Source organism: Ensifer sp. GW101-20A05 (genome assembly GCF_059424735.1).
In genome coordinates this window covers 32059-54416 of the sequence record NZ_JBWKZT010000004.1, presented here as the reverse complement: position 1 = coordinate 54416, position 22358 = coordinate 32059, and the positions used below count along the sequence as shown (strand labels likewise).

The window sequence follows — 22358 nt, the reverse complement described above, 5'->3', positions numbered from 1 at the left end:
TATCGAGCCCAATGCTTGCGAATTCCTTAAATGCCGAAGCGGCCTCAACGAGAGATAATTTATACTTAACAACGCCTTAAGTGGACGGTCCGGGTCGCCAAACGCGCCGTTCGAATGGCCCCTTGCGAGACAGGACCAGGCTTTGATCGGGGTTGACGCGTCATGCCTGAGGCAAGCTCCCATTACTACGATGGCCACGAGACCTGCTTTGCGACATCGAGGTGCCAAGCCTTTGATGCCGGCAGCCCAGACGACGGAGCTATCAGTGAACGCCCAAGCCATTTTCTCGACCGCTTCCCGGCAATATCAGAAAGGCCAGTACACGGACGCGCTCGACCAGCTAAACATCCTGATGAATATCAATCGGGATACGAAGACCTTTGTGCTGCTCGCCAAGGTTCTGCTGAAGCTCGGCTTCAAGCCCGAGGCAGCACGCGCCTACCAGCTCGCTGGAGAGGCCGGCGGTTCGCGGTCGCAGGACTATCTGACCGAGGCGATGAAACTCTATTTCGTCAATGGACACGAGGACGAAGCTCTGGCCATCGGCCTCCCGCTGCTGGAGAAAGCCAAGACGGATCCGGAGATCGCATTCATCATTGCTTCGATCTTCCTCAAGCGCGACCAGAAGGAAATCCTCGGCCTGTTCAAGGCACCGCTGTCGACCAGCGCCAATCGCCATCATCAATCGCTGGCATTCAAACTTTTGACAGCCGATGTCAACGATGCGCTAGACCGTGAGGCCGTCGCAAATCTCTTCAAGACGCACCCCAAGAACACGACATTGCGCTCCGCCTATCTCGTCTATGCCCGCGAGGCAAACGACTTTGCCGAAGTCGAGAAACACAGCCGCGACATCGACCGAGCGCTGAGGCTCGGCGAGGCGGATATCCTCGCCGCCGAGGCGCCCTATTACCATATCACCTGGTGCGGCGACGAACGGCTGAACCGGATTGCCGGCGCGCAGCACCGTCCCTTCCCTGCCGGACTGACGGAAGCCCGCCGCGCCATGCCACATGCCTGGAACGACCGCATCCGTATCGGCTATGTCTCTTCCGACTTCTGGCACGACCACGCGACCATGAAGCTGCTCGCAGCCGTGCTCACGGCGCACGATCGCTCGCGTTTCGATATCACTCTCTTCTGCCACACATCGCCCAACAACGTCGTGCGCGACGACGGGTCCCGCGAAAAGTGGGGCAAGATCATTTCCATCAACGACCTCAGCGACGACCAAGCGGCGGAGGTCATCCGTTCCGAGAACATCGACATTCTTGTCGACCTGAAAGGACACACGCTCGAGAGCCGGGTGAACATCTTCAACCGGCAGACCGCTCCGGTCCAGGTGAGCTGGCTCGGCTTTCCCGGGACGACGGTCAATGTCGACCTCGACTACATCATCGGCGACCCCCATGTCCTGCCGGATGGCAGCGAACCGCACTACTACGAGAAATACTGCCGGCTTCCCGACACCTATCAGCCGAACGACCCTCTCAACCGCCCGCTGCCGCAGCCATTGTCGCGTCGCCAACTCGGCCTTCCCGAGGAAGTATTCGTCTTCGCGTCGTTCAACGCCAACCGCAAGATCTCGTTGCAGACCATCAACCTCTGGATCGAGATCCTCCAGCAGACCCCGGACAGCGTGCTCTGGCTGATGTGCAGCCGCCCGGACGCGCGAGCGAACATCATCGCAAAGTTCAAGAATGCCGGCCTCGACACCAAGCGCATCATCGTCTGCCCCAAGGTCCTCTATCAAGACCACATCAGCCGTATCCCGGTCGCCGACATCGGCCTCGACACCTATCCCTATAACGGCCACACGACGACCTCGGAACAGCTCTGGGCCGGCCTTCCGGTGCTGACCTTCAAAGGCACCAACTTCGCCTCACGCGTGAGCGAGAGCCTGCTCAACGCCATTGGCGTGCCGGAACTCGTAGCCGCCGGGCCGGAGGACTATGTTCGCGAGGCGGTCGCGCTCTACAACAATCGAGACAGGATCGCCGACTATCGAAAGACCCTCGAGGAGAACCGGTTCCGCATGCCGTTGTTCGACGCCGAACGCTTCTGCCGCCACCTGGAACAGGGCTACGAAATGATGGCTGACCGTGCGAAGAGAGGTCTGGCGCCGGATCATATCGACGTTCCGGCGCTACCGGCGCGGACTGGCTCGTTCGAGCGCTGAGCGATCCGACACTCGACCCCAAACGACGAAAGGCAGCGCCGAGGCGCTGCCTTTTTTGTTTGCGCCTTTCGAAGCGCCCAAACCTTTGACGACGGGTATCTAGCTGAAGGAGCGCACGAGGCTGCCGACGAGCAGATTCCAGCCGTCGATCAGCACGAAGAACAGGATCTTGAAGGGCAGCGAGATGGCCGTCGGCGGCAGCATCATCATGCCCATGGCCATGGTGATGGTGGCAACGATCAGGTCGATCACCAGGAATGGCAGCATGATCAGGAAGCCGATTTCGAAGCCGCGGCGAATTTCGGAGATCATGAAGGCCGGCACGACGGCGCGCAGATCCACCTTGTCGTCCACGACCACCGTCTGGCCCTTTTCCTTGGCAATATCAATGAAGAGCTGCAGGTCCTTGTCACGGGTGTTGGCGAGCATGAATTCGCGGAACGGCTCGCTGATCCGCGGGATCGCCTCGGCCTCGGTGATCTGGTTCTTCATGAGCGGATCGATGCCGTCGCGCCATGCGCGGTCGAAGGTCGGCCCCATGACATAGAAGGTCATGAACAGGGCCAGCGACACCATGATCATGTTCGACGGCGTGGTCGCCAGGCCCATGCCGGTGCGCAGGATCGCAAAGGCGATCACGAAGCGCGGAAAGCTGGTGACCATGATCAGGATGCCCGGGGCCACCGACAGAACGGTCAGAAGACCGAAAGTGCGGATGATCCACGAGGCGGCCGACCCGTCGATAGGTGTATTCAGGATATCAGAGGGAAAACTCTGGGCGCCGGCAATACCGGACATCGCCATCATGGCGACTATGAAGGCGACAAGCCGGACCATTTATCGAATCATTGGATGACGAAGGTTCTGAACATCACATTGGTTACGCGCCCATCGGAGCGCAGGTCAACCCGCTCTTGAATGTCATCCCGGAGATATTGAAAGCCGCGCGGCCCCTGAATCTGCTGCAGCGAGACCGTCTTCAGATAGGCGGCGATATCCTGGTGGATCTGTTCCGCCAGTTTGGGATCGGGCGCGCCGTCGAACTGCAGCGCCACCTCGAGCCGTATCCAGTTCTCCGAAGGATAGGCAAGGTTGGTGGTGATCGGCTCCAGCTGAACGACACCGTTCGCTTCGGTCGCGAGCTTCGGCAGGCCCTCTTCGCCCGTGGCGTTGGCGGCCGGTTCCTTGGTCGCGTCGACCTGCTCCTTCGGCGGAGGCGGCGCGAGCAGGCCGCCGACCAGCCAGCCGCCGCCGCCGGCAACGAGCGTCAGCACGGCGACGATCGCGATGGTCATCACCTTTGACGGCGACTTCGGCGCGGTGGCGGTATCCAATTCTTCCATCTTGCCGTTCCCTGCCGATCAGATCGGCGAAAATAGGTCCATGAACTGCTGGCCGTAGGGCGGCTGCTGCACCTCGGTCAAGCGACCGCGGCCGCCATAGGAGATGCGTGCCTCGGCGATGCGGTCGTAGTTGATGACGTTCTCGGCATCGACATCCCGCGGCCGCACGATGCCGGCAACGTTGAGGATGCGCAGTTCGTGATTGACGCGCACTTCCTGCGAACCGCTGATCAAGAGGTTGCCGTTTTCGAGAACTCCGGTCACGACTGCGGCGACGAGCACCCTCAGCTTTTCCGAACGCTCGGTCGTGCCGTCGCCCTCGGTCTTGGTATTCGACCCATATTTCAGGTCACCCTCCCAGCCGAAATCGCTGGCCTCCGACTTGCCGTTGGCACCGACGTTGAAGCCACTTGTGTTCTTGCGGCTGCGATCCGTCTTGTTGTCGAAGGTAGCGCCTTCATTGATCTTGATGTCGACCGTGAGGATGTCGCCGACATTGATCGCGCGCGCGTCCTTGAACAGGGCGGCCTGCTGGTCGTTCCAGAGCGAGTAGCCACTTACCACCTGGCGCGGCTGCTTCGGATACATGGCAAGCTGCGGCGTCTGGGAATATTGCAGACCGCTGCCGATCGGGCTCATCGAAGGCGCCCGACCAATCTCGTTGAACGCCTGGTTCTGACACCCGGCAAGGAGACCCGCCGTCAGCACGGCCGTTAGACGCATTTTCATGATGGTTCCTTCGAGGTGTTCGGGTCGCTGGCGCTCGAGATGATGTTGGTAAGGGTCGCCGCTTTTTCGTCCGTCATTTCGCTGAGGATCAGCGACGACTGTCGTGGCGGCAGCTGCATGACGATCGCGGCCGCGATCTCCGGATTGACCATTTCCAGCTTGCCGGCAGCCGCATCCGGCTTCATCGTCTTGTAGATGTCGACAAGACCGAGCTGGGCCTGTTTCAGGAAATCATTGCGGCGTTTCAGCCAATCCTCGTATTCGTCGCGCCGCTTCTCCAACGTCGCGATGCGTTCGTCGATGCTTGCCTGCAAGGTCTCGAGGTCCTTGCGCTGCAGCACGTAGCGCTGGTCGCGGGCGGCGTCGGCAATGTTGGTGCAGAACTGTTGAATCTCATTCTGCGTCGCGTCGGCTGCCGGAGGCGCGGTAACGTCCTGAGCGAAGGCACCGGGCATCGTCAGCATCGAAGCGGCGGCCGCGCCGACGAGCAACAGATTGCGGACCTTGCCGAAGGATGGGTTCATGTTCGCCGTCATTGCAGCACTAGCTCCGCCTGAAGGGCCCCGGCCGTTTTGATGCTTTGCAGGATCGCAATGATGCCGTCCGGCTTGACACCGATGTTGTTAAGACCGGCGACGAGCGAGCGAAGGCTCGATCCGTTGAGGATCGCCACCGTGCCGCCATCGGACTGCGCGTTGATGGTGGTGTTCGGTTCCACCTCCGTTCGTCCACGCGAGAATGGCAGCGGCTGAACCACCGTCGGCGTCTCGCTGACCTCGACGGTCAGGGTGCCGTAGCTCACCGCCACCTCGTTGATGCGAACGTCCTGGCCAATCACGATCGTGCCGGTGCGTTCGTTGATGACGACGCGGGCCGGGACGTCCGTCTCGATCACGATGTTCTCGATATCGGCCATCAGCCGAGCGAGATCGGCCATCTTCGGCTTTTCGACGAGCACGGATTGAGAATCGCGTGCCTCGGCAATGCGACCGCCATATTGCTGGGCGGCATATTTGTTGATCGCCGCAGCCATGCCGACAGCCGTCGAGAAGTCCGGGTTGCGCAGTTGCAGAACGAGGTTGAAGCCATCCTTGAACTTGGACGGCAGCTCGCGCTCGATGATTGCGCCATTGGGCACGCGCCCGGCCGTCGTCACACCCTGGTTGAGGGTTGCCGCATCGCCCTGCGCGGCAAAGCCCGTCACGACGACGGACCCTTGCGCGACTGCATAGATCTGGCCGTCCGCGCCGGAGAGCGAGGTCATCACCAGGGTGCCGCCGCGAAGCGAGGTGGAGTCGCCGAGCGAACCGACGGTCACATCGACGCGGCTGCCGGGGCTTGCGAACGGCGGCAGCGTCGCCGTCACCAGAACGGCCGCAACGTTGCGCGTGCGGGAATCGCCGCCCTGGGTGGAGATGCCGAGGTTCTGCAGCATCGCCCGGACCGACTGGTCGGTGAAGGGCGAGGCACGCAGGCTGTCGCCGGTTCCCTGAAGGCCGACGACGAGGCCATAGCCGATGAGCTGGTTGTCGCGTCCCGCCTGGAGCGAGGCGACGTCCTTGATCCTGGACGCGCCGAAGGCCGGCGTCAGCGCCGTCGAGATCGCGACGGCCAGCGTCAGGAACCATTTGCAGGCAAGCATTTTCATTTCGCCACCACATGGACAGTGCCGTCGGCCATTACCGTTCCGGAAACGATGATGCCGGTATCGATGTTGCGCGCCCGGATCAGTTCGCCGACGGCGGCATCCTGGAGCGGTGATCCGGCGGCGCTGATGGTCAGGCCGCCATTGCTGAAGACGAGGCGCACGGTGGAGCCGCGCTCGACGGCATACTGCTCGCGCAGTGCGTTTGCGAGGATCACCCGACCGGGCAGAAGCGTACGCTTGGTGACCTTGCCGTCGATTTCGTTGAGGGTCCTGATGTAGCCGTCCGCGAGATCGGGGTTGGTAACGTCGACAACCTCGACGCGGCTGCGGTCGATCGTTTCGCCCGGATAGATCGTCCGGGTCGGGATCACCGCGGTCGGCCGCTCCGCGAGGCTCGCCGAAGGCAACAGGAAAGTGGCGGCAAGCAAGGCGCCAGCCGCCAGACGAAGCGCCTTGGATGCACTGTCGCCCTTCGATACCTTGATGTCTGCGGATCGGCGAAACATCATGTTTGCCCCCTCTTTCGTTACCTGAGGTTCTTGCTCACCGTGGCCGCCATTTCATCGGCCGCCTGGATGATCTTGGAGTTCATCTCGTAGGCGCGCTGGGCCGAGATCAGGTCGGTGATTTCCTTCACCGGATCGACGTTGGACGCCTCGAGATACTTCTGCTTGATCTGCGCGAAGCCCGGGTCGGCCGGTGTGCCGACGATCGCGTCGCCGGAAGCCGGGGTCTGCTTGAAGAGGTTGTCACCCTGCGGCTCGAGACCGGCCTCGTTGACGAAGTTGGCGATCGTCAGCTGACCGATTTCCTGCATCGCGGGATCGTTGCCGATGCGCACCATCACCTGGCCGGAGCTGGTGAAGGCGATTTCCGTCGCATCCTGCGGAACCGTGATGCCGGGGACGACCGTGTAACCGTCAATGGTCACGAGCTGGCCCTGGGCATTCTTGTTGAAGGCGCCCGAGCGCGTATAAACCGTCTCGCCATCCGGCGTTTCGACCTGGAACCAGCCGCGGCCCATCAGCGCCAGGTCATAGTCGTTGCCGGTGTTGACCATGCTGCCCTGGATATGCAGGTTGCGCACGGCAGCCGTCTGGACGCCGAGACCGATGATCGCGCCTTCCGGTACGATGGCCTGGTTGGAGCGGTTCGGCACGCCCTGGGCGCGCTCGGTCTGATAAAGCAGATCGGAGAATTCTGCGCGGGCGCGCTTGTAACCGGTCGTATTGATGTTCGCGATGTTGTTCGCGATCACTTCGAGGTTCAGCTGCTGGGCGTTCATGCCGGTTGCGGCAATGGAAAGGGCCTTCATGTCTCGTTCCTTCAGATCTGCATGCGCGCGATTTCGAGGTAGGCGGTGACCACCTTGTCGCGGATGGCGAGTGCTGTCTGGAGCGACTGTTCGGCGTTCATGACAGCATCGACAACTTCACGGGTGTTTGCCTGACCGCGGATGCCGTCGAGCGATGCGCCCTCGGCCTTTTTCATCGCGTTGATTGTGTCGGTCGCCATATCCCCGAGGACCGAGGCGAAGCTTTGCCCCTGCGGCACGCCCGGCGTGGCGGCCGGCATGCCGAAGATCGACGACGAGGAGGATGTGGAACGGGTACCGTCGGTCTCTTTGGTGACCGAGAACGCGCCGAGGGATTTGACTGCATCGATCATTATTGCGAGGCTCTCAACAGGTCGATTGTCTGGGAAATCAGATCGCGGGACTGCTTGATGGTCTGGAGATTGGCCTCGTAAGCGCGGTTGGCTTCGCGCATGTCGGCCATCTCAACCAGGATGTTCACGTTCGGCATCTTGACCATGCCCTTCTCGTCGGCCGCCGGATTGCCCGGATCGAACTCGATGTTGTAGTCCGAATCATCCGTGCCTTGCCGTTCGATCTCGACAAGCGAGGCGCCGCTTGCCCGGTCGACTTCGGCAGCAAAGCTGATGGTCTTGCGGCGGTAGGGTTCCGAACCCGGCGTGTCGCCGGTCGAGCGGGCGTTGGCGATGTTTTCGGAGACGATACGCAGACGGGTCGATTCCGCCTGGAGGCCGGAAGCCGATACCTTGAGGGCTGAGGTCAATGGATCCATGGTTCTTACTTCCGTACCGTCATCAGCATCATGCGGTGAAACGCCTTCACAAGCCCGGCGCTGAGCTCGTAGTCGCGCTTGATCTCGCCGGTCTTCATCATTTCCTGCTCGATCGCGACGCTATTGCCGGACTGCTGGATCTGCACACCGTCGACCATGCCGACTTCGGCAACCTGCGAGGCTTCGAGGCCTTCGGTAAAATGCGCCTTGTGGGTCGCGGCCATCTGCATGCCGGTATCCTGCAGCACGCTTTCGAACGGCTTGACGTCCTTCGCCTTGTAATGCGGCGTGTTCGCATTGGCGATGTTGCCGGCCACCACGTTCTGGCGAACGGTCAGCCACTGGGCCTGCCGGGACGCGAGTTCGAAAAGCTGAATCGGTTGCATCAAAAGCTCCATGCTTGGTGATGCGAACCTAGGCCGGTAATCTTGCGTGGGACTTTCGTCGGAGGTCGCTGCGGTCCGGACGCTTGCATTCCGCTTCGGGCGAACAGCAGCGCGCCGCGCATCCGAAGCGATACGCGACCATCAACTCTGACGATGGGCTGCTAAATCAGTTGGCCTGGTAGACTTCGCCTGACGAGGTGATCATCACCCAGTGGCCGTCTCGCTGCTCGAGCGTGGCAAGCCGGGTGTTGTCAGGCAGGACGGAGCCGATGCGCACGATATACATGCCGCTCGCATCCTCGATCAGCGCCCGGCCATTGGCGACATGCATCAGCTTGAAGCCGGACTTGCCCGGAAAGGGCTGTGACAGCCCCTCTTCCGCAGCCGACCCTTCGGGACCCGGACCGCCGGCGATGCCGGGCACGGTCGCCGTCGTCAGCTGGTCGATCGCCGCCATGGTCTCGCCGTCCGCGTCGGGCATTGCCAGCGGCGAAACCGAGACGACGTTGCGGGCGGCGCGCTCCGGCAGATCGCGGGTGGAACCCTGCCAGAGCGGCGGCATGGTGAACTTGTCCTGGTGGAAGAAGGCGTACCAGGGAAAGAAAGTCGCAAAGGCGGCAAGCGCGACGCCGGTCGCGGCCAGGAACTTGTCGGTCATCGGCATGCGGCTGCTTCGCTTGCGCTGATGAACCATTTCGTCCGCATCGTAATCGGTCACCGCCATCACCTCGCTCTCGCGCCCGGTTGATTGCCCATCGCCGCCGCCTTCAATGCATTGGCGAGATCGGCAAAGGCGTCCTGCGCCGGGCGCTCACCGGCGGTCTGCGTCAGCACGTCGTAGATAACCGGCACCTGCTTGATCGCCATGTCGAGGTCGGGATCGCCACCGGGGCGGTAACCGCCGATCAGGCGAAGATCGCGGGTTTCCTCGAACCGGTGGATCAGCGCCTTCAACCGCGACACCAGCTTTTCCTGGTCGGGAGTCCAGGCCTTGCGCGCCAGGCGCGAGATGGAGGCGAGCGGATTGATCGGCGGATAGCGCCCCTCTTCCGCAAGACTGCGTTCGAGCACGATGTGACCGTCGAGGATGCCACGCGTCGAATCGGCGACCGGGTCGTTGTGGTTGTCACCGTCGACAAGGATGGAGATGATCGCCGTGATCGTGCCTGAGCCTTCGGTACCGGGACCGGCGCGCTCCAGCAGCCGCGGCAGCTCGGTGAAAACGGAGGCCGGGTAACCGCGGGCAATCGGCGGCTCGCCGGAAGCCGTCGCCACTTCGCGGATCGCGTGTGCGAAACGGGTGACGCTGTCGACGATCAGCAGCACGTTGTCGCCATTGTCGCGATAGTGCTCGGCGATGGTGACGGCGGTCAATGGCGCCATCTTGCGCAGCATCGGGCTTTCGTCGCTGGTTGCCACTACCGCGACCGACTTTGCGAGATTGTCGCCAAGCGTATCCTCGATGAATTCGCGCACTTCGCGGCCGCGCTCACCGACGAGCGCGATCACCACCTTGTCGAAGGCGTCTGCGCGCGCCAGCATGGAGAGCAGCGTCGACTTGCCGACGCCGGAGCCGGCGAAGATGCCGAGACGCTGGCCGAGGCAGAGGGGCGAAAAGATGTCGATCGCCCTGACCCCGGTGAGAAAGCCCTTCTCGACCCGCTTGCGGCTCATCGACGGCGGCGCGGTGTTGGAGATCGAGCGGCGCACATCGCCCTGCAGCAGCGGCCCGAGACCATCGATCGGCTCGCCGAGCGCATTGATGGCGCGGCCGCACCATTGATCGGTCGGCGCGACGCGGAAGGCACCTTTGCGGATCACGGTGTCATGGATGCCGATCGGATCGCCGGGTTCGATCGGGCAGACGACCACCCGCTCCGGTTCGACCCGCACGACTTCGCCGAGATGGGTTCCGGTGACGCTCTTGTGGGCGACGAAATCACCGAGCCGCACATGCCGCGAAAGGCCGGTCACCGTGTAGTGACCGGGCGAAATCGTCTGCACGTGTCCGCCCGGAGCGATCGAGAATTCGGGCTTTGCGTAGCGCTCGACCAGACCGGCAAGTACTGCCAGAGAGGTCGATCCCGCGCTTGTCTTCAGGCCTTCGCGTTGCATGCCGGTACCCGTCAGAAATTAGCGACTGCCGCCGAGCGTCTTGACCGCTTCTTCGAGCGATCCCTCGCTGTCACGCAACAGGCCAGTGATGTTGTCGAAGGCGCGCGTGACCATGATCAGCTGCGACATTTCCTGGATGGCATTGACGTTGGATTCCTCGACGAAGCCCTGCATCACGCCGACATCGAAGCGATCGACCACCGGCTCGGCCTGTGCCGTCGGCTGAACAGCACTGTTGTCGAGGCGCATGAAACCCTTGCTGAAATCTGCCTCATAGAGACCGAGCGAGGCGACAGCCACGCCGTTCTGATGGATCGCACCATCGGCGCCGACGGTGATCTCGCCGCCGCTGCCGTTGAGCTGGATCGGCGCTCCGCCGGCGTCGAGCACCGGATAGCCACGGATAGTGACGAGTTCGCCGGTATCGGTGAGCGTGAAACGCCCGTCGCGCGTCAGCGCCGGGCCGGATGGCGTCTCGATCTGGAACCAGGCATCGCCCTTGATCGCAAAGTCGAGAGCCGAGCCCGTGCGCGACAGCGAGCCGTTGTTGGTGTTCAGGAATTCCTCGCCCTTGCTGACATAGGCAACCTTGGTCGGCTTGGTGTCGCCGAGCATCTGATTGAACTTCACCTCGGTGCCACGGAAACCGACGGTGCCGGAGTTCGCGATATTGTCGGCAAGTGTGTTGAGGCGCTTCTCGAGCGCCATCTGCGACGAAATCGCGACGTAAAGACCGGTTTGCACGTTCAATTTCCCCCGAGTTTCAGGCTGTTGATGGACAGGAGAAGATCGGAAGAGATGCCGTAGCCGCTCGAAGAACCGAAGACTGCGAGCGGATCATAACCGTCCGTTGAATTTTTGGTTTCCCAGAGCGCCGTGAACCGGTCGAGAAACTCGGTCACCTTGCTCGGGTTCTGGAAATCCTTGAAATCGATCGCCGCCTCATAGGCCTCGGCCTGACGATCGACATCGGTTGCCGCGAATTCGTCGGGCAATTGCAAGGCGGTGCGCACCACCTGGGCGAGCGCCTCGTCGGCGATGATGGCGTAGCCACTGCTGATCGTCGGCGCCATGCGCGAAAAATAGAGGGCAAGCCGCACGCCGGCATTTTCCTCACCGGCGTTCTGCTCCAGCGTCTGGCGAGCATATTTGTCGGCGACGCCCTTCTGGGCACGGTCGAAGGATGTGGCGGCCGCGCCGTGGGCGGCGAAGTTCAGCGATTCGACGAGCTGCTTGTAGCGGTTGTCGGTCAGCTTGTTGGCAAAGGCGTCGTCCTTGTCGATGCCTTCGGTCAGCACCTTGCGCATGAAAGCCTTGGCATAGGCCATGTCTTCGAGACCGTGAGCCTTCATCGCGTAGTTGTAGAGCCTGGTATCGGCAAAGAAATCGTCGATCGTTTTGACGTCGCCGATCTTCGACAGGTAGTACTCCGTCTCGCGCGCCACATCCGGCTGCTCGGCAACGCGGGCCAGCGACTTCGTCAAGTCGGCCGTTATCAGCTTGTAGCTCGTGTAGGTCGTGGTCACGATCGGTTCGCCCCTGCCGGAATGACACAGACAGAGCATGCGCCCTGCCTTGACAAATCCTGACCGGATAGCCTTGCGCGAACCTGTTCCGATGAATGACCCCATCGCCCGCGCCGGCCAGCCTCACGCAAGGATGAAACCGTATCCCGTTAGCGGAAAATAGGATCGCGACAGGTATCGAAAATGAACATCATCATCGGGCTTCTTGTGACGTTCGGCTGTATTCTCGGCGGCTATCTGGCCATGGGCGGCCACATGGAGGTCCTCAACCAGCCTTTCGAACTGCTGATCATCGGCGGCGCCGGCATCGGCGGCTTCATCATGGCCAACTCGATGAAGGTGGTTAAGGATACCGGCAAGGCGCTCGGCGAAGCCTTTCGCCACAAGGTGCCGAAGGAGCGCGAATATCTCGACACGCTCGGCGTTCTCTATTCGCTGATGCGGGATCTGCGCACCAAGTCGCGCAACGAGATCGAAAGCCACATCGACAACCCGGAAGAATCCTCGATCTTCCAGGCAGCGCCGACGGTTCTGAAGAACAAGGAACTGACCGCCTTCATCTGCGATTACGTACGTCTGATCATCATCGGCAACGCCCGATCGCACGAGATCGAAGCGCTGATGGACGAAGAAATCCAGACCATCACCCACGACAAGATGAAGTGCTATCACGCGCTGAACACGATGGGCGACGCCTTCCCGGCGATCGGTATCGTCGCGGCGGTTCTCGGCGTCATCAAGGCGATGGGCGCGATCAGCGAGGCGCCGGAAGTTCTCGGTGCCAAGATCGCAGCCGCACTCGTCGGCACGCTGCTTGGCGTGTTCCTGTCCTATTCGATCGTCGCGCCGCTGGTCGCCAACATCAAATCGGTGCGCGAGAAGCAGAACCGCCTCTACATCATCGTCAAGCAAACGCTGCTTGCCTACATGAACGGCTCGGTACCGCAGGTCGCTCTCGAATACGGCCGCAAGACCATCTCGGCCTATGAGCGTCCGTCGATCGACGCGGTCGAGCAGGAAATGATGAACCCCGGCGGCGGCGGCGAAAGCAAGGCGGCTTGATCCCATGAATTCCGCAACATCCAACGTTCACGCATTCGACCGGAAACTCCTGGCGCGCATGACCGGCGCGCTCGGCGACGACAGGGTGATCGGCCGGCTGGCACTCGAACTCGGCCAGGTCTTCAGTGAGTTCCTGCCCGACATCTGCCGGGCGGAAACGGGTCTTGACGTCACGATCGGCTATGCCGGTTTCCGGACGGGGCTGCGGCGGGAGCTGATCGCCGGCCTAGGTACCGGCGTGGTGATCAGTGACGTGTCCTTGCGCAACTGGTGCGCGGATTTCCAGATCGGCTGCGACAGCCCGATCATCATCACCCTCGTCGAGGCGCTGCTCGGCGCCGAGCCGGCCGGGATCGAAGAGCCGCAGCCGCGTGCGCTCTCCCAGATCGAGATCGACGTCGCCGTGCCGCTTTTCGAAAAGATCGCCGACGTGTTGCGCACCGCCGTCAACGCGCCGGGCGGTTTCGAAGCGATCGTCGAACGTCCGCTCAACAGCGCATCGCGCCCCAAGCCCGATCCCATGATCGAGGACATCCATGCGGGCGCCATCGACATGACGATCGGCTTCGGCCCGGTCATGTCCACCTTCTCCGTCATCGTCCCGCAGAGCGTGCTCCTGAAGACCACCATCGTCTTCCCGAAGGGCAGCGGCCAGCAGCGCAAGGCGAAGGCCGAATGGACCGAGCAGCTCGAAGAACAGGTTCGCCGCTCTGCCGTCACGATCGAGGCGCGCATCCGGCTCGAAAGCCTGACGCTCGAAACGATCAGCCGGCTGCAGGCGGGCGACGTCATTCCCTTCCACGACGCCCAGGACGTTCGCGTCGACGTCAACGCCAATGGTCGCGACCTCTATGTCTGCGAATTCGGACGATCGGGATCGAAATACACGGTTCGGGTCAAGGATACCCACGGCTCCGAGCAGGACATCCTTCGCCACATCATGAGTTAAATCGGCCTGCCGCGCGCTCGCAGCATGCCTGAGGCAAGCTTCAACTGGAATAGTTCTCACATGGCACCCAAGAAAGCACCCATCAACGAACAGGCAGAAGCCGCTGTCGGAGACATGGAACTCGACCAGGCGATCAATGACCTGCGCGGTGTCCTCAAGCAGGATTCGGATGCGCCGGCAGCCTTCGGCTCGGATTTCGGCAGCGAACCCGCTGGCGCCGCAACCGACTTCGGTAGCGACTTCGGCGCACCGGCCGGCGGCCTCGACGCGTTCGGCGGCGATTTCGGCTCCAACGACTTCGGCGCCGACCTCGGCGGCGGTTCCGTTTCGAGCGATTTCGGCGGCGCCGATTTCGGCGCGACGTCCTTCGACAGCGCTGAAGCTGCGATCGACGCGCCGCCCGGCAGCGGCATGACGGCCAACCTCGACCTGATCATGGATATCCCGATCGACGTCCAGATCGTGCTCGGCACAAGCCGTATGCAGGTGTCCGGTCTCATGAACCTGAGCGAAGGTGCAACGATCGCGCTCGATCGCCGGATTGGCGAGCCAGTCGAGATCATGGTCAACGGCCGGGTGATCGGCCGCGGCGAAATTACCGTTCTCGAAGGCGACGACACCCGATTCGGCGTCAAACTCATCGAGATCAAGGGCAGCAAGAAGTCATAAAACCCGATGATCGGGCGAAGGATGAATCCATGATGGATTTCGAAAGTTTCGAGGCTCAGGCGCTATCAAGGCCGCTGAGTCAGACGGACAAGGCGGCGGCCGTCCTGCTTGCCATGGGCAAGGGCGTCGCAAGCAAGCTCTTGAAGTTCTTCACCCAGAGCGAGTTGCAGTCGATCATCGCCGCGGCGCAGTCGCTGCGCGCCATTCCGCCGCATGAGCTGGAAGCGCTCGTCAACGAGTTCGAAGACCTCTTCACCGAGGGCGCCGGGCTGATGGACAATGCCAAGGCGATTGAAAGCATCCTCGAAGAAGGCCTGACCCCGGACGAGGTCGACGGCCTGCTCGGCCGCCGCGCCACTTTCCAGTCCTACGAGGCCAGCATCTGGGATCGCCTGCAGGAATGCGACCCGGTCGCCGTATCGGTACAGCTTGCCAAGGAACATCCGCAGACGATCGCATACGTTTTGTCGATGATGCCTTCGGGCTTCGGCGCCAAGGTGCTGCTGCAGCTTTCCGAAGAGCAGCGGCCGGACATCCTGAAGCGCGCCGTCAACATGAAGGACGTCAACGCGAAAGCCGCCGCGATCATCGAGAAGCGCGTCATGGAAATGATCGGCGAGATGGAAGCGGAACGCAATTCGGCCGGCCCGGCCAAGATCGCCGAGGTCATGAACGAACTCGACAAGCCGCAGGTGGACACCCTGCTCGCGTCGCTCGAATCGCTCAGCACCGCTTCCGCCAACAAGGTGCGCCCGAAGATCTTCCTCTTCGACGACGTGCTCTACATGCCGCAGCGCAGCCGCGTACAACTCTTCAACGACGTGTCGACGGACATCATCACGATGGCGTTGCGCGGATCGACGGGAGAACTGCGCGAATCGGTACTTGCTTCGATCGGCGCGCGCCAGCGCCGCATGATCGAATCCGATCTCGCCATGGGCGATGCCGGCATCAACCCGCGCGACATCGCGATCGCACGGCGCTCGATCACCCAGGAAGCCATTCGCCTGGCGGCCAGCGGCCAGCTCGAGCTCAAGGACAAGGACGCGCAGGCGGCCTGATCGGGCAGGCGCACCGCATGGGCCCGTCGAGCGGACGGCTGGCGCACCCCCTCCTCACTGTATTTCCTGTTGAGCCCTGGCGAATGCCGGGGCTCAACGCTTGCCTGCCCAGCCTTCCGGGTACACTACTGCATTTTCCTTGGATCGGCCTCGATTTGAGGAGCACGCAGCAGCTCGACGCGTTGCAACGACCTTTGCGCGTCTTAACAGACGCACGGCGCTGCAGAAAACGCGATCGACGCTGCCCAGATGTAACCGGAGCCTTCCTGCTTCATGTCTGATGATCAGGATAAAGACAGCAAAACAGAGGCCCCGTCAGAGAAGAAGATCTCCGACGCTGCCGAGAAGGGTAACGTGCCCTTCTCCCGCGAGGCGACGATGTTCGCCTCGACGCTCGCGATCTACATCTTCTTCGTCTTCTTCCTTGCCGACGGCGTCGGCACCATGGCCGAGGCCCTCAAGGACATCTTCGAGCAGCCGGAGGCCTGGCGGCTGGAAAATTCGACCGACGTGGTGGCACTCATCACCCATCTCGCATGGAAATCGACCGCGCTGGTCGTTCCGGCCTTCGTGCTGCTCATCCTCTTCGGTGTCGGCTCCTCGATCTTCCAGAACCTGCCGCGGCCGGTTCTCGACCGCGTCCAGCCGAAGCTGAACCGTATTTCGCCGATGGGCGGGCTCAAGCGCATCTTCGGCGTGCAGGGACTGGTCGAGTTCGGCAAGTCGCTGTTCAAGATCATCATCGTCTCCGTCGTCGTCGTGCTGGTGCTATGGAACAACTACTTCGCGACGCTCGACCTGATGTTTTCGGACCCGGTCACGATGTTTTCGACCATGGCGAACGATCTCAACGAGATCATGATCGTCATCCTGTTTGCGACCGCGGTTCTGGCGATCGCCGACCTCTTCTGGTCACGGCACCATTGGTACACCGAACTGATGATGACCAAGCAGGAAGTGAAGGAGGAAATGAAGCAGGCCCAGGGCGACCCGATCGTCAAATCGCGCCTGCGTTCGATGCAGCGTGACCGGGCGCGCAAGCGGATGATCTCGTCCGTACCGCGTGCCACGCTGGTGATCGCCAACCCGACTCACTACGCGGTCGCGTTGCGTTATGTCCGCGAGGAAAGCGACGCGCCCATCGTCGTGGCGATGGGCCAGGACCTGGTTGCCCTGAAAATCCGTGAAATTGCAGAGAAAAATGGCATACCCGTCTTCGAGGATCCGCCACTTGCACGCTCCATGTTTGCACAAGTCTCGGTCGATAGTGTGATTCCACCCGTGTTTTACAAGGCTGTTGCCGAGCTCATTCACAGGGTGCATGCGTCGCAACCAAAACGGATGACATAACTCCGATGAAAAAGTGCGAATTCTCCGAGAAGCGGGAACAGATCGTAGCTGAAGCAATCCGCCCTGTGGCGACCGAACTGCGGCTCATCGACGCCGCCGATTTCATCGCCCTCTTGCGGTTCGAATCCTACGCCAGCCTCGCCGATCTCGTCGAATCCGCGGCAGAACTTTACTTTCTGCCCGGTACGGTCAACTTCGGTCTCGGCGGCAACTACAATCTCGATTGGGATTGCGAGCCGGAAATCGTTCTCGACCTGGAGCTTAAGCCCCGCGGTATCACCATCTATGTCCGCCTGTCCCTCGGCAACGAGACGGCCGGCATCGAGATCAGCCATATCAGCTTCCAGAACCCGTCGGCCGACCCGGACGAGAACACGGCCTTCCTGGCGCGGAGCCTGGCGGACGCAAAATTCATCAAATCCTACGAACTGCCGCTCGCAAGCTAAAAGAACCGCGCATGCGCGCACCTGTATTCTGCAGAAGGCGCCGGCGCTGAATGCGCTTAGCTGATGTAGCCAAGGCGGATCGCCTTGGCGATCGCCTGGATGCGGTTGACCGAATCGAGCTTGGTGGTCGCAGCGCCCAGATAGGCGTTGACCGTATGGACGGAGAGGCCCATGCGCTCGGCAATCTCTTCGCTGATATGGCCGTCGCCCGCCATCTGCAGGCAGGCGATCTCGCGGTCACTCAAGGTTTCGGCCGGCGCCATGCGCTTTTCATCGGCGGCCAGCAGGTCGGTCATGATCATGCAACTGCGACCATGCAGATCCACCACCTGTTCGGTCGAGGCATCGATGTAGCTGCCGGCGAAGATGACGTAGCCGTTGCCCTGCGCGCCGAGCCTGACAGGAAAGGCTATGCCCGAATAGGCAAGCTTGCGCACTTTCAACCGATACGCAAAGGGCGCGAGTTCCGAGACTTCCGCTGCCTGATGCTCCCCTGCCCCGTTCCAAAGCACCGGCAGCAGGGATTGATCGAGATGGGCAACCAGTTCCTCGCCATAGGCGGTGATGAGATCATGCGCGTTCGCTTCGGCCGTAAGGCCCCAGTTGTCGAGGACGCAGGTCAGCTTTCGGGCCGTGCCTTTACCGCTGAGGCGCAGCACGGCGAAATGCTTGGCATTGATCTGCCGCTGCATCGCTTGCAGACGCGTGACCAGGGTTGCGGCACGTGCGGCGCGGTTGCCCTGCCGGGCGAGCTTGTGGTCGTCGTCGATCCGCCCACCACCGAGAAAATGCGTCATCGCGCCCGTTCCTCACACAAGATTGTTGCGCACCGCGTAAGCTATCGCTTCCGATCGCGTCCTGGTCGCGGTCTTGCGCATGACGCTGGTGATGTAGTTGTTGATGGTGTTGCGCGAAATTCCGAGGATCACCGCGATCTCTTCGCTGGTTTTGCCCTCGGCGATCCAGAAGAGGCATTCGAGCTCGCGCTCCGTCAACTCGAAGTCTCGATCGTGCCGGACTTCGGCGCGCGTCGTGAAGCTTGCGAGGTAACCCGCAAGCAGCGTGACGTCCCGCAGGCTCTCCTGCGACAGGATCACGTCTTCCGGCATGAGCAGCATCAGCGAGAAGCGCAGCCGTCCGACGTTGAAGGTGACCGCGCAATATTCGCGGCTGATGCCGCGCGGCAGGCCGATGTCATCGGGCAGCGCGTAGAAGCACGGCTGCAGCACCGCCAGGCATTTTTCAAGCTCGGTCGTCTTGGCGTGGAGCGACGTGACGACGCCGGAGAGGCGCCGCACCACGTCGAAGGGCCAATCGGAACAGACCACGAAGTCGAGCCCGTTGTCCTGCGAGATGTCATAGCGCGCCAGAAGATAGTGGCTCGCGCCGACATATTCGGTCAGCGCCGACAGACCGCTGCCAAGACCGCCCCGACCGGCGACTTCCCCCAGCCTTCGCAAAAGTTGTTCGCGCGAGAAACCGCCGCCGCGTGCACGTGTCGGTGCCGTCGGCAAAGGCCAGACAGCAATGTCTGCTTGCGAAATGTCCATGAGTTCAGCCCCCGTGCCGGATTCACATCCCGGAACTGCACTTGCACTGTCGCCGCCAACAGCCGGCCGAAGCCGAATATTACCACCAGTCGCAGATCAGGACGCGAATCAACTGTTAAAAATGTACATCGGCACGAGAAAAATACCACCGCCCTGTTCTGGCTATTTACTTCACACCCTGTGCATAGACCGATTCGGCCCAGACAGGCCTCGCCTGTTCTGCCCAATGACGTTCATCGCCTATGCCAAGGCACAACACATTGATAGACAATGCATTTCTACTTGAAAACCTGCCGTTCCCGCGCGTCAGCCGCGATCCTGGACAGCGCTATTGGCGTGGTTTTGCCCAACAAACGGGCGCTTATTGCCGAAATTCGAAAATTAGAACCTGAAGAAATTATACTTTGTTTTCACAGCTGTGGCTGAAATGCATCAGGAGTTTTTCGGGCTCTTCTCATTTTACCGATATATAAATTGTGAAACTTTCAGAATAAATCTGAGTGCATGCGAAGTTATATTTCAGTTTGACTATGTATAGCTGGAATCCGGTATAGTAGATGACCGCACCGAATGCACGCCATGCGCGCGCGACGAATCTATAAATTAAGATATCGTTAAAATATTACCATTCTCGGCTCCCACAGGACTCAGCGGCCTCACTTCGAAACTTGAAGCAAATTTGCGGCGGTGGCGGCGGACGCGCCCAGACTCTCACAATATTTGGCCCGGACATGAACGACGCCGCCTGACGTGCGGGAGCGACGCCACAAACACAAATCCCGCCACACGGGCGGGATCTGTTTGATTGCGGCAGGGCTGCGGCGGTATCAGGCGGCCTTGTCGAGGGCCCATTTGCGCAGGATTTTCGCCGCGCGTTCTTCGCTGATCTCGACCATCCGGGCCAGGCGCCTTTCCGGGCCTTCCTTGACGCGGCGGTTGAAGCCACCGTCTTCGCCCATATTGAGCAGGTCGTCGGTGCTGTCGAAGCCGAAGTCCGACCCGAAGCCTTCCATGAGCGCCCCGCCGGCACCGGCATTGGCCGGAGAGAAGTCGGGCAGTTCGAGACCGGCGGCTTCGCCTTCCAGCTGGCCGGCAGTGCTGCCGAACCCGAGCTGGCGGGCGAGCGGCCGCATGCCCCAGACGACCAGAGCGGCCACCACGATAAAGGCAAGGGCATTGATGATGCCGCCGAGATTGCGGGTCAGGGTTTCCATCACGCCGGGGCCAGCGACGGCCTGATCGAGCAATTGCGTTTCGACGAAGTCCATGGCGGTCAGGGTCACGACGTCGCCGCGGTTCGTATCGAGGCCGGCAGCGGAAGCGACGATCTTCTGCATGTCCTGCAGATAGGCGTCGATCTTCGCCTGGTCGGCCGGCTCGCCGACCATCGCGGCCAGTCGGCCACGGTTGACGACGACGGCAATGGAGAGGCGTTCGATCGTGTAGCTGTTCTTGACGGTAGCAATCGTCTTGCTGTTGATCTCGTAGTTGGTCTGCTCTTCCTTCTTCTCGGCCTCGTCGCTCGACTTCGGGCCGGCGCCGCCGCTCGGGGCAGCCTGAGGAATGTTCTGCTGGACGGTCGCGGCATTGTCCGGCTGCTGCTGGCTGGACTTCTGCTCTTCCTTGGTCACGCGCGTGGAGCGCTCAACCCGCGATTCCGGATCGAAAACCGTTTCCTGGATCTGCTGCGTATCGGTGTTCAGCCGCGCGGTGACACTCGAACGGAAATTGTCCATTCCGAGGAAGGGCGCCAGCGCATTGTCGATCTTCTTCTCGAGCTCGGTCTGCACATTCTGGACGACGCCGAGCGACTGGTTGAGAGCGCTGTTGGCCGGATCGTCGCCGGAGGCGAGCAACTGTCCGGTCGAATCAAGCACGGTCACGTCATCGACGTCGAGCCCCGGTACGGAAGAGGCGACGAGATGGCGGATCGAGGCAGCGGCGCTGCGGCCGACGGTGGCGCTGGCGCGGATCATGACCGAGGCTGTAGGGTTCTGGTCCGCCTTGCGGAAGCTGCCGCGTTCCGGCATCACGATGTGGACGCGGGCGGCGGCGATGCCGGAAATCTGCTGGATGGTACGGCCGATTTCGCCTTCGAGGGCACGCACCCGCGTCACTTCCTGCATGAAGGAGGTGAGGCCGAGCGAACCGACATTGTCGAAGAGTTCGTAACCGGCATTGGCACTGCTCGGCAGGCCACGCTCGGCGAGCAGGAGGCGCGCCTTGCTCGTCATGCCGACGGGAACCTGGAGGCTGGCGCCATCGGAGCCGACATTGAAATCGATATTGGCCTCAGCCAGCGCGATGCTGATCTGGGTGACATCGCTGCGTTCGAGCCCGACATAGAGCGTTTCGAACGAGGGTCTGTTGACGTAAATGCCCGCCCCGAGCACCAGGCCGACCGCGACCATGCCGGCTGCCGCCAGCGCGATCAGCTTGCCCTGCCCGAGATTGCTCAGGTTCTTCGTGACCGTCGAAAGTTGATCCAACAGACTCATTCTGTTTCCGCACCCAGTATCGCAGAGCTTTCAAGCCGGTCATCGGCCGAGCGCCCTGCGCAGTTCCAACATTCGGGTTTGCTGGGTATCGACATGCTTTGTATCGACTTCCAATGCGCGCGAATCTACCAGCCCCGATCGGGACCGTAGGAAACGAAACTTGCGCGAAATTGGCTTGATCGGCCCGGATCGCCGATCGAATGGACGCATCGGCAGAGTTATCCACTGACTGACAAGAGCCTGTGAAGGCGGATATCCGGGGTAAGCGGCATGAGCTGAGCGCTGGTCTGCACGCCGCAAGCCGCTGATTTTGCGGCGCTATTGCCAGATTCGCGCGTCGCACAGACTTCCGACGAGCGTCAGAATGCCTCGAAATCACCCGCTGCCTTGGTCAGCGGCTGGGAGTGGCCGTGGCGCAACATGCCGTTGCCAAGTGCCTTCTTCATATCGGCAAGCTTGACGAGACTGACGGCAGTGGTCACGTCGACCAGCCAGTCGTCGGGGATCGACGCCGTTATGGTGTCGATGAACTCCGCGATGCCGCGCGTCTTCTGCACCGCGAGGTCGATGCCCTGCAGCAGCATCATCTTGTCCGGATTGGCGAGCGCATCGGCCCCCTCATCACCTGCCAGCTGCGGTTCGATCCGTTCGATCAGATAGGCGACGTCATGCAGCTCGGTGACGATGCGCATCAGCACTTCGGGCAGTGCTTCTTCCACGTGCGGCATGTGGCCCTGGTAGTCGGTCTGCATTGGTATGT

At 61.6% G+C, this 22358-nt stretch carries 25 protein-coding genes; 7 read left to right on the top strand and 18 right to left on the bottom strand.

Going from position 1 to position 22358, the window contains the following annotated elements:
* Nucleotides 1–235 precede the first annotated feature (235 nt).
* The gene (locus tag AC070A_RS12180) at nucleotides 236–2179 is read left to right on the top strand and encodes an O-linked N-acetylglucosamine transferase, SPINDLY family protein (RefSeq protein WP_112994371.1); all 1944 of its coding nucleotides are present in this window, start codon (nucleotides 236–238) and stop codon (nucleotides 2177–2179) included.
* A gap of 99 nt (nucleotides 2180–2278) precedes the next feature.
* On the opposite strand, the gene fliP is transcribed toward AC070A_RS12180, so the two are convergent.
* The 14 genes from fliP to AC070A_RS12110 form a co-directional block, all read right to left on the bottom strand.
* Entirely contained in the window at nucleotides 2279–3016 is a 738-nt protein-coding gene (gene fliP, locus AC070A_RS12175) for a flagellar type III secretion system pore protein FliP (protein ID WP_057248216.1), read from the bottom strand.
* Nucleotides 3017–3024: 8 nt separating this feature from the next.
* Nucleotides 3025–3522, bottom strand: coding sequence for a flagellar basal body-associated FliL family protein (locus tag AC070A_RS12170; RefSeq protein WP_058323542.1), 498 nt, complete (start codon nucleotides 3520–3522; stop codon nucleotides 3025–3027).
* An 18-nt stretch (nucleotides 3523–3540) separates the two neighbouring features.
* Nucleotides 3541–4251 (bottom strand): flagellar basal body L-ring protein FlgH, encoded by a 711-nt coding sequence (gene flgH, locus AC070A_RS12165; RefSeq protein ID WP_112994372.1) that lies wholly within the window; start codon nucleotides 4249–4251, stop codon nucleotides 3541–3543.
* Nucleotides 4248–4787: a MotE family protein gene (locus AC070A_RS12160; RefSeq protein WP_112994373.1), complete on the bottom strand. Its 540-nt coding sequence runs from the start codon at nucleotides 4785–4787 to the stop codon at nucleotides 4248–4250. The genes flgH and AC070A_RS12160 overlap by 4 nt, the downstream gene beginning before the upstream one ends.
* Nucleotides 4784–5899, bottom strand: coding sequence for a flagellar basal body P-ring protein FlgI (locus tag AC070A_RS12155; RefSeq protein WP_058323543.1), 1116 nt, complete (start codon nucleotides 5897–5899; stop codon nucleotides 4784–4786). Before AC070A_RS12155 ends, AC070A_RS12160 begins: the two co-directional genes overlap by 4 nt.
* Nucleotides 5896–6408: a flagellar basal body P-ring formation chaperone FlgA gene (gene flgA / locus AC070A_RS12150; protein WP_082615704.1), complete on the bottom strand. Its 513-nt coding sequence runs from the start codon at nucleotides 6406–6408 to the stop codon at nucleotides 5896–5898. The genes AC070A_RS12155 and flgA overlap by 4 nt, the downstream gene beginning before the upstream one ends.
* Before the next feature lie 17 nt (nucleotides 6409–6425).
* Nucleotides 6426–7214 (bottom strand): flagellar basal-body rod protein FlgG, encoded by a 789-nt coding sequence (flgG, locus tag AC070A_RS12145; protein ID WP_057248211.1) that lies wholly within the window; start codon nucleotides 7212–7214, stop codon nucleotides 6426–6428.
* Nucleotides 7215–7225: 11 nt separating this feature from the next.
* Nucleotides 7226–7567 (bottom strand): flagellar hook-basal body complex protein FliE, encoded by a 342-nt coding sequence (gene fliE, locus AC070A_RS12140; RefSeq protein ID WP_057248210.1) that lies wholly within the window; start codon nucleotides 7565–7567, stop codon nucleotides 7226–7228.
* Entirely contained in the window at nucleotides 7567–7986 is a 420-nt protein-coding gene (flgC, locus tag AC070A_RS12135) for a flagellar basal body rod protein FlgC (RefSeq protein ID WP_057248209.1), read from the bottom strand. Before flgC ends, fliE begins: the two co-directional genes overlap by 1 nt.
* A 5-nt stretch (nucleotides 7987–7991) precedes the next feature.
* A complete protein-coding gene (gene flgB / locus AC070A_RS12130; protein WP_057248268.1) occupies nucleotides 7992–8372 on the bottom strand; it encodes a flagellar basal body rod protein FlgB in 381 nt (126 codons plus the stop codon).
* Nucleotides 8373–8538: 166 nt separating this feature from the next.
* The gene (locus tag AC070A_RS12125; protein WP_112994374.1) at nucleotides 8539–9096 is read right to left on the bottom strand and encodes a flagellar protein; all 558 of its coding nucleotides are present in this window, start codon (nucleotides 9094–9096) and stop codon (nucleotides 8539–8541) included.
* Nucleotides 9096–10487, bottom strand: coding sequence for a flagellar protein export ATPase FliI (fliI, locus tag AC070A_RS12120; protein ID WP_113737122.1), 1392 nt, complete (start codon nucleotides 10485–10487; stop codon nucleotides 9096–9098). The genes AC070A_RS12125 and fliI overlap by 1 nt, the downstream gene beginning before the upstream one ends.
* 18 nt (nucleotides 10488–10505) lie before the next feature.
* Nucleotides 10506–11231, bottom strand: coding sequence for a flagellar basal-body rod protein FlgF (gene flgF, locus AC070A_RS12115; RefSeq protein ID WP_057248206.1), 726 nt, complete (start codon nucleotides 11229–11231; stop codon nucleotides 10506–10508).
* Nucleotides 11232–11233: 2 nt separating this feature from the next.
* Nucleotides 11234–12013: a DUF1217 domain-containing protein gene (locus tag AC070A_RS12110; protein WP_112994436.1), complete on the bottom strand. Its 780-nt coding sequence runs from the start codon at nucleotides 12011–12013 to the stop codon at nucleotides 11234–11236.
* 183 nt (nucleotides 12014–12196) lie between these two features.
* Here AC070A_RS12110 and motA point away from each other — a divergent pair, with 183 nt between their 5' ends.
* The 6 genes from motA to AC070A_RS12080 all read left to right on the top strand — a co-directional run bounded on the left by motA (nucleotide 12197) and on the right by AC070A_RS12080 (nucleotide 17550).
* The gene (gene motA, locus AC070A_RS12105; protein WP_057248205.1) at nucleotides 12197–13075 is read left to right on the top strand and encodes a flagellar motor stator protein MotA; all 879 of its coding nucleotides are present in this window, start codon (nucleotides 12197–12199) and stop codon (nucleotides 13073–13075) included.
* A 4-nt stretch (nucleotides 13076–13079) separates the two neighbouring features.
* The gene (locus AC070A_RS12100) at nucleotides 13080–14024 is read left to right on the top strand and encodes a FliM/FliN family flagellar motor switch protein (RefSeq protein ID WP_057248204.1); all 945 of its coding nucleotides are present in this window, start codon (nucleotides 13080–13082) and stop codon (nucleotides 14022–14024) included.
* 24 nt (nucleotides 14025–14048) lie between these two features.
* The gene (gene fliN, locus AC070A_RS12095) at nucleotides 14049–14693 is read left to right on the top strand and encodes a flagellar motor switch protein FliN (RefSeq protein ID WP_112994375.1); all 645 of its coding nucleotides are present in this window, start codon (nucleotides 14049–14051) and stop codon (nucleotides 14691–14693) included.
* Between the two features lie 29 nt (nucleotides 14694–14722).
* Nucleotides 14723–15754: a flagellar motor switch protein FliG gene (gene fliG / locus AC070A_RS12090; protein WP_057248202.1), complete on the top strand. Its 1032-nt coding sequence runs from the start codon at nucleotides 14723–14725 to the stop codon at nucleotides 15752–15754.
* 273 nt (nucleotides 15755–16027) lie between these two features.
* On the top strand, nucleotides 16028–17104 hold the full coding sequence (gene flhB, locus AC070A_RS12085) for a flagellar biosynthesis protein FlhB (RefSeq protein WP_112994376.1): 1077 nt from the start codon (nucleotides 16028–16030) through the stop codon (nucleotides 17102–17104).
* A 5-nt stretch (nucleotides 17105–17109) separates the two neighbouring features.
* On the top strand, nucleotides 17110–17550 hold the full coding sequence (locus AC070A_RS12080; protein WP_058323549.1) for a BspJ family T4SS effector nucleomodulin: 441 nt from the start codon (nucleotides 17110–17112) through the stop codon (nucleotides 17548–17550).
* 56 nt (nucleotides 17551–17606) lie between these two features.
* Here the strand turns inward: AC070A_RS12080 and visR are convergent, their stop codons facing one another.
* The 4 genes from visR to cheT all read right to left on the bottom strand — a co-directional run bounded on the left by visR (nucleotide 17607) and on the right by cheT (nucleotide 22350).
* A complete protein-coding gene (visR, locus tag AC070A_RS12075) occupies nucleotides 17607–18347 on the bottom strand; it encodes a transcriptional regulator VisR (RefSeq protein WP_057248199.1) in 741 nt (246 codons plus the stop codon).
* A gap of 12 nt (nucleotides 18348–18359) precedes the next feature.
* Complete coding sequence (gene visN / locus AC070A_RS12070; protein ID WP_057248198.1) at nucleotides 18360–19100, bottom strand: transcriptional regulator VisN; 741 nt, start codon at nucleotides 19098–19100, stop codon at nucleotides 18360–18362.
* A gap of 827 nt (nucleotides 19101–19927) precedes the next feature.
* Entirely contained in the window at nucleotides 19928–21598 is a 1671-nt protein-coding gene (gene fliF, locus AC070A_RS12065; RefSeq protein ID WP_058323552.1) for a flagellar basal-body MS-ring/collar protein FliF, read from the bottom strand.
* 359 nt (nucleotides 21599–21957) lie between these two features.
* Nucleotides 21958–22350 (bottom strand): chemotaxis protein CheT, encoded by a 393-nt coding sequence (gene cheT / locus AC070A_RS12060; protein ID WP_057248196.1) that lies wholly within the window; start codon nucleotides 22348–22350, stop codon nucleotides 21958–21960.
* Nucleotides 22351–22358 lie beyond the last annotated feature (8 nt).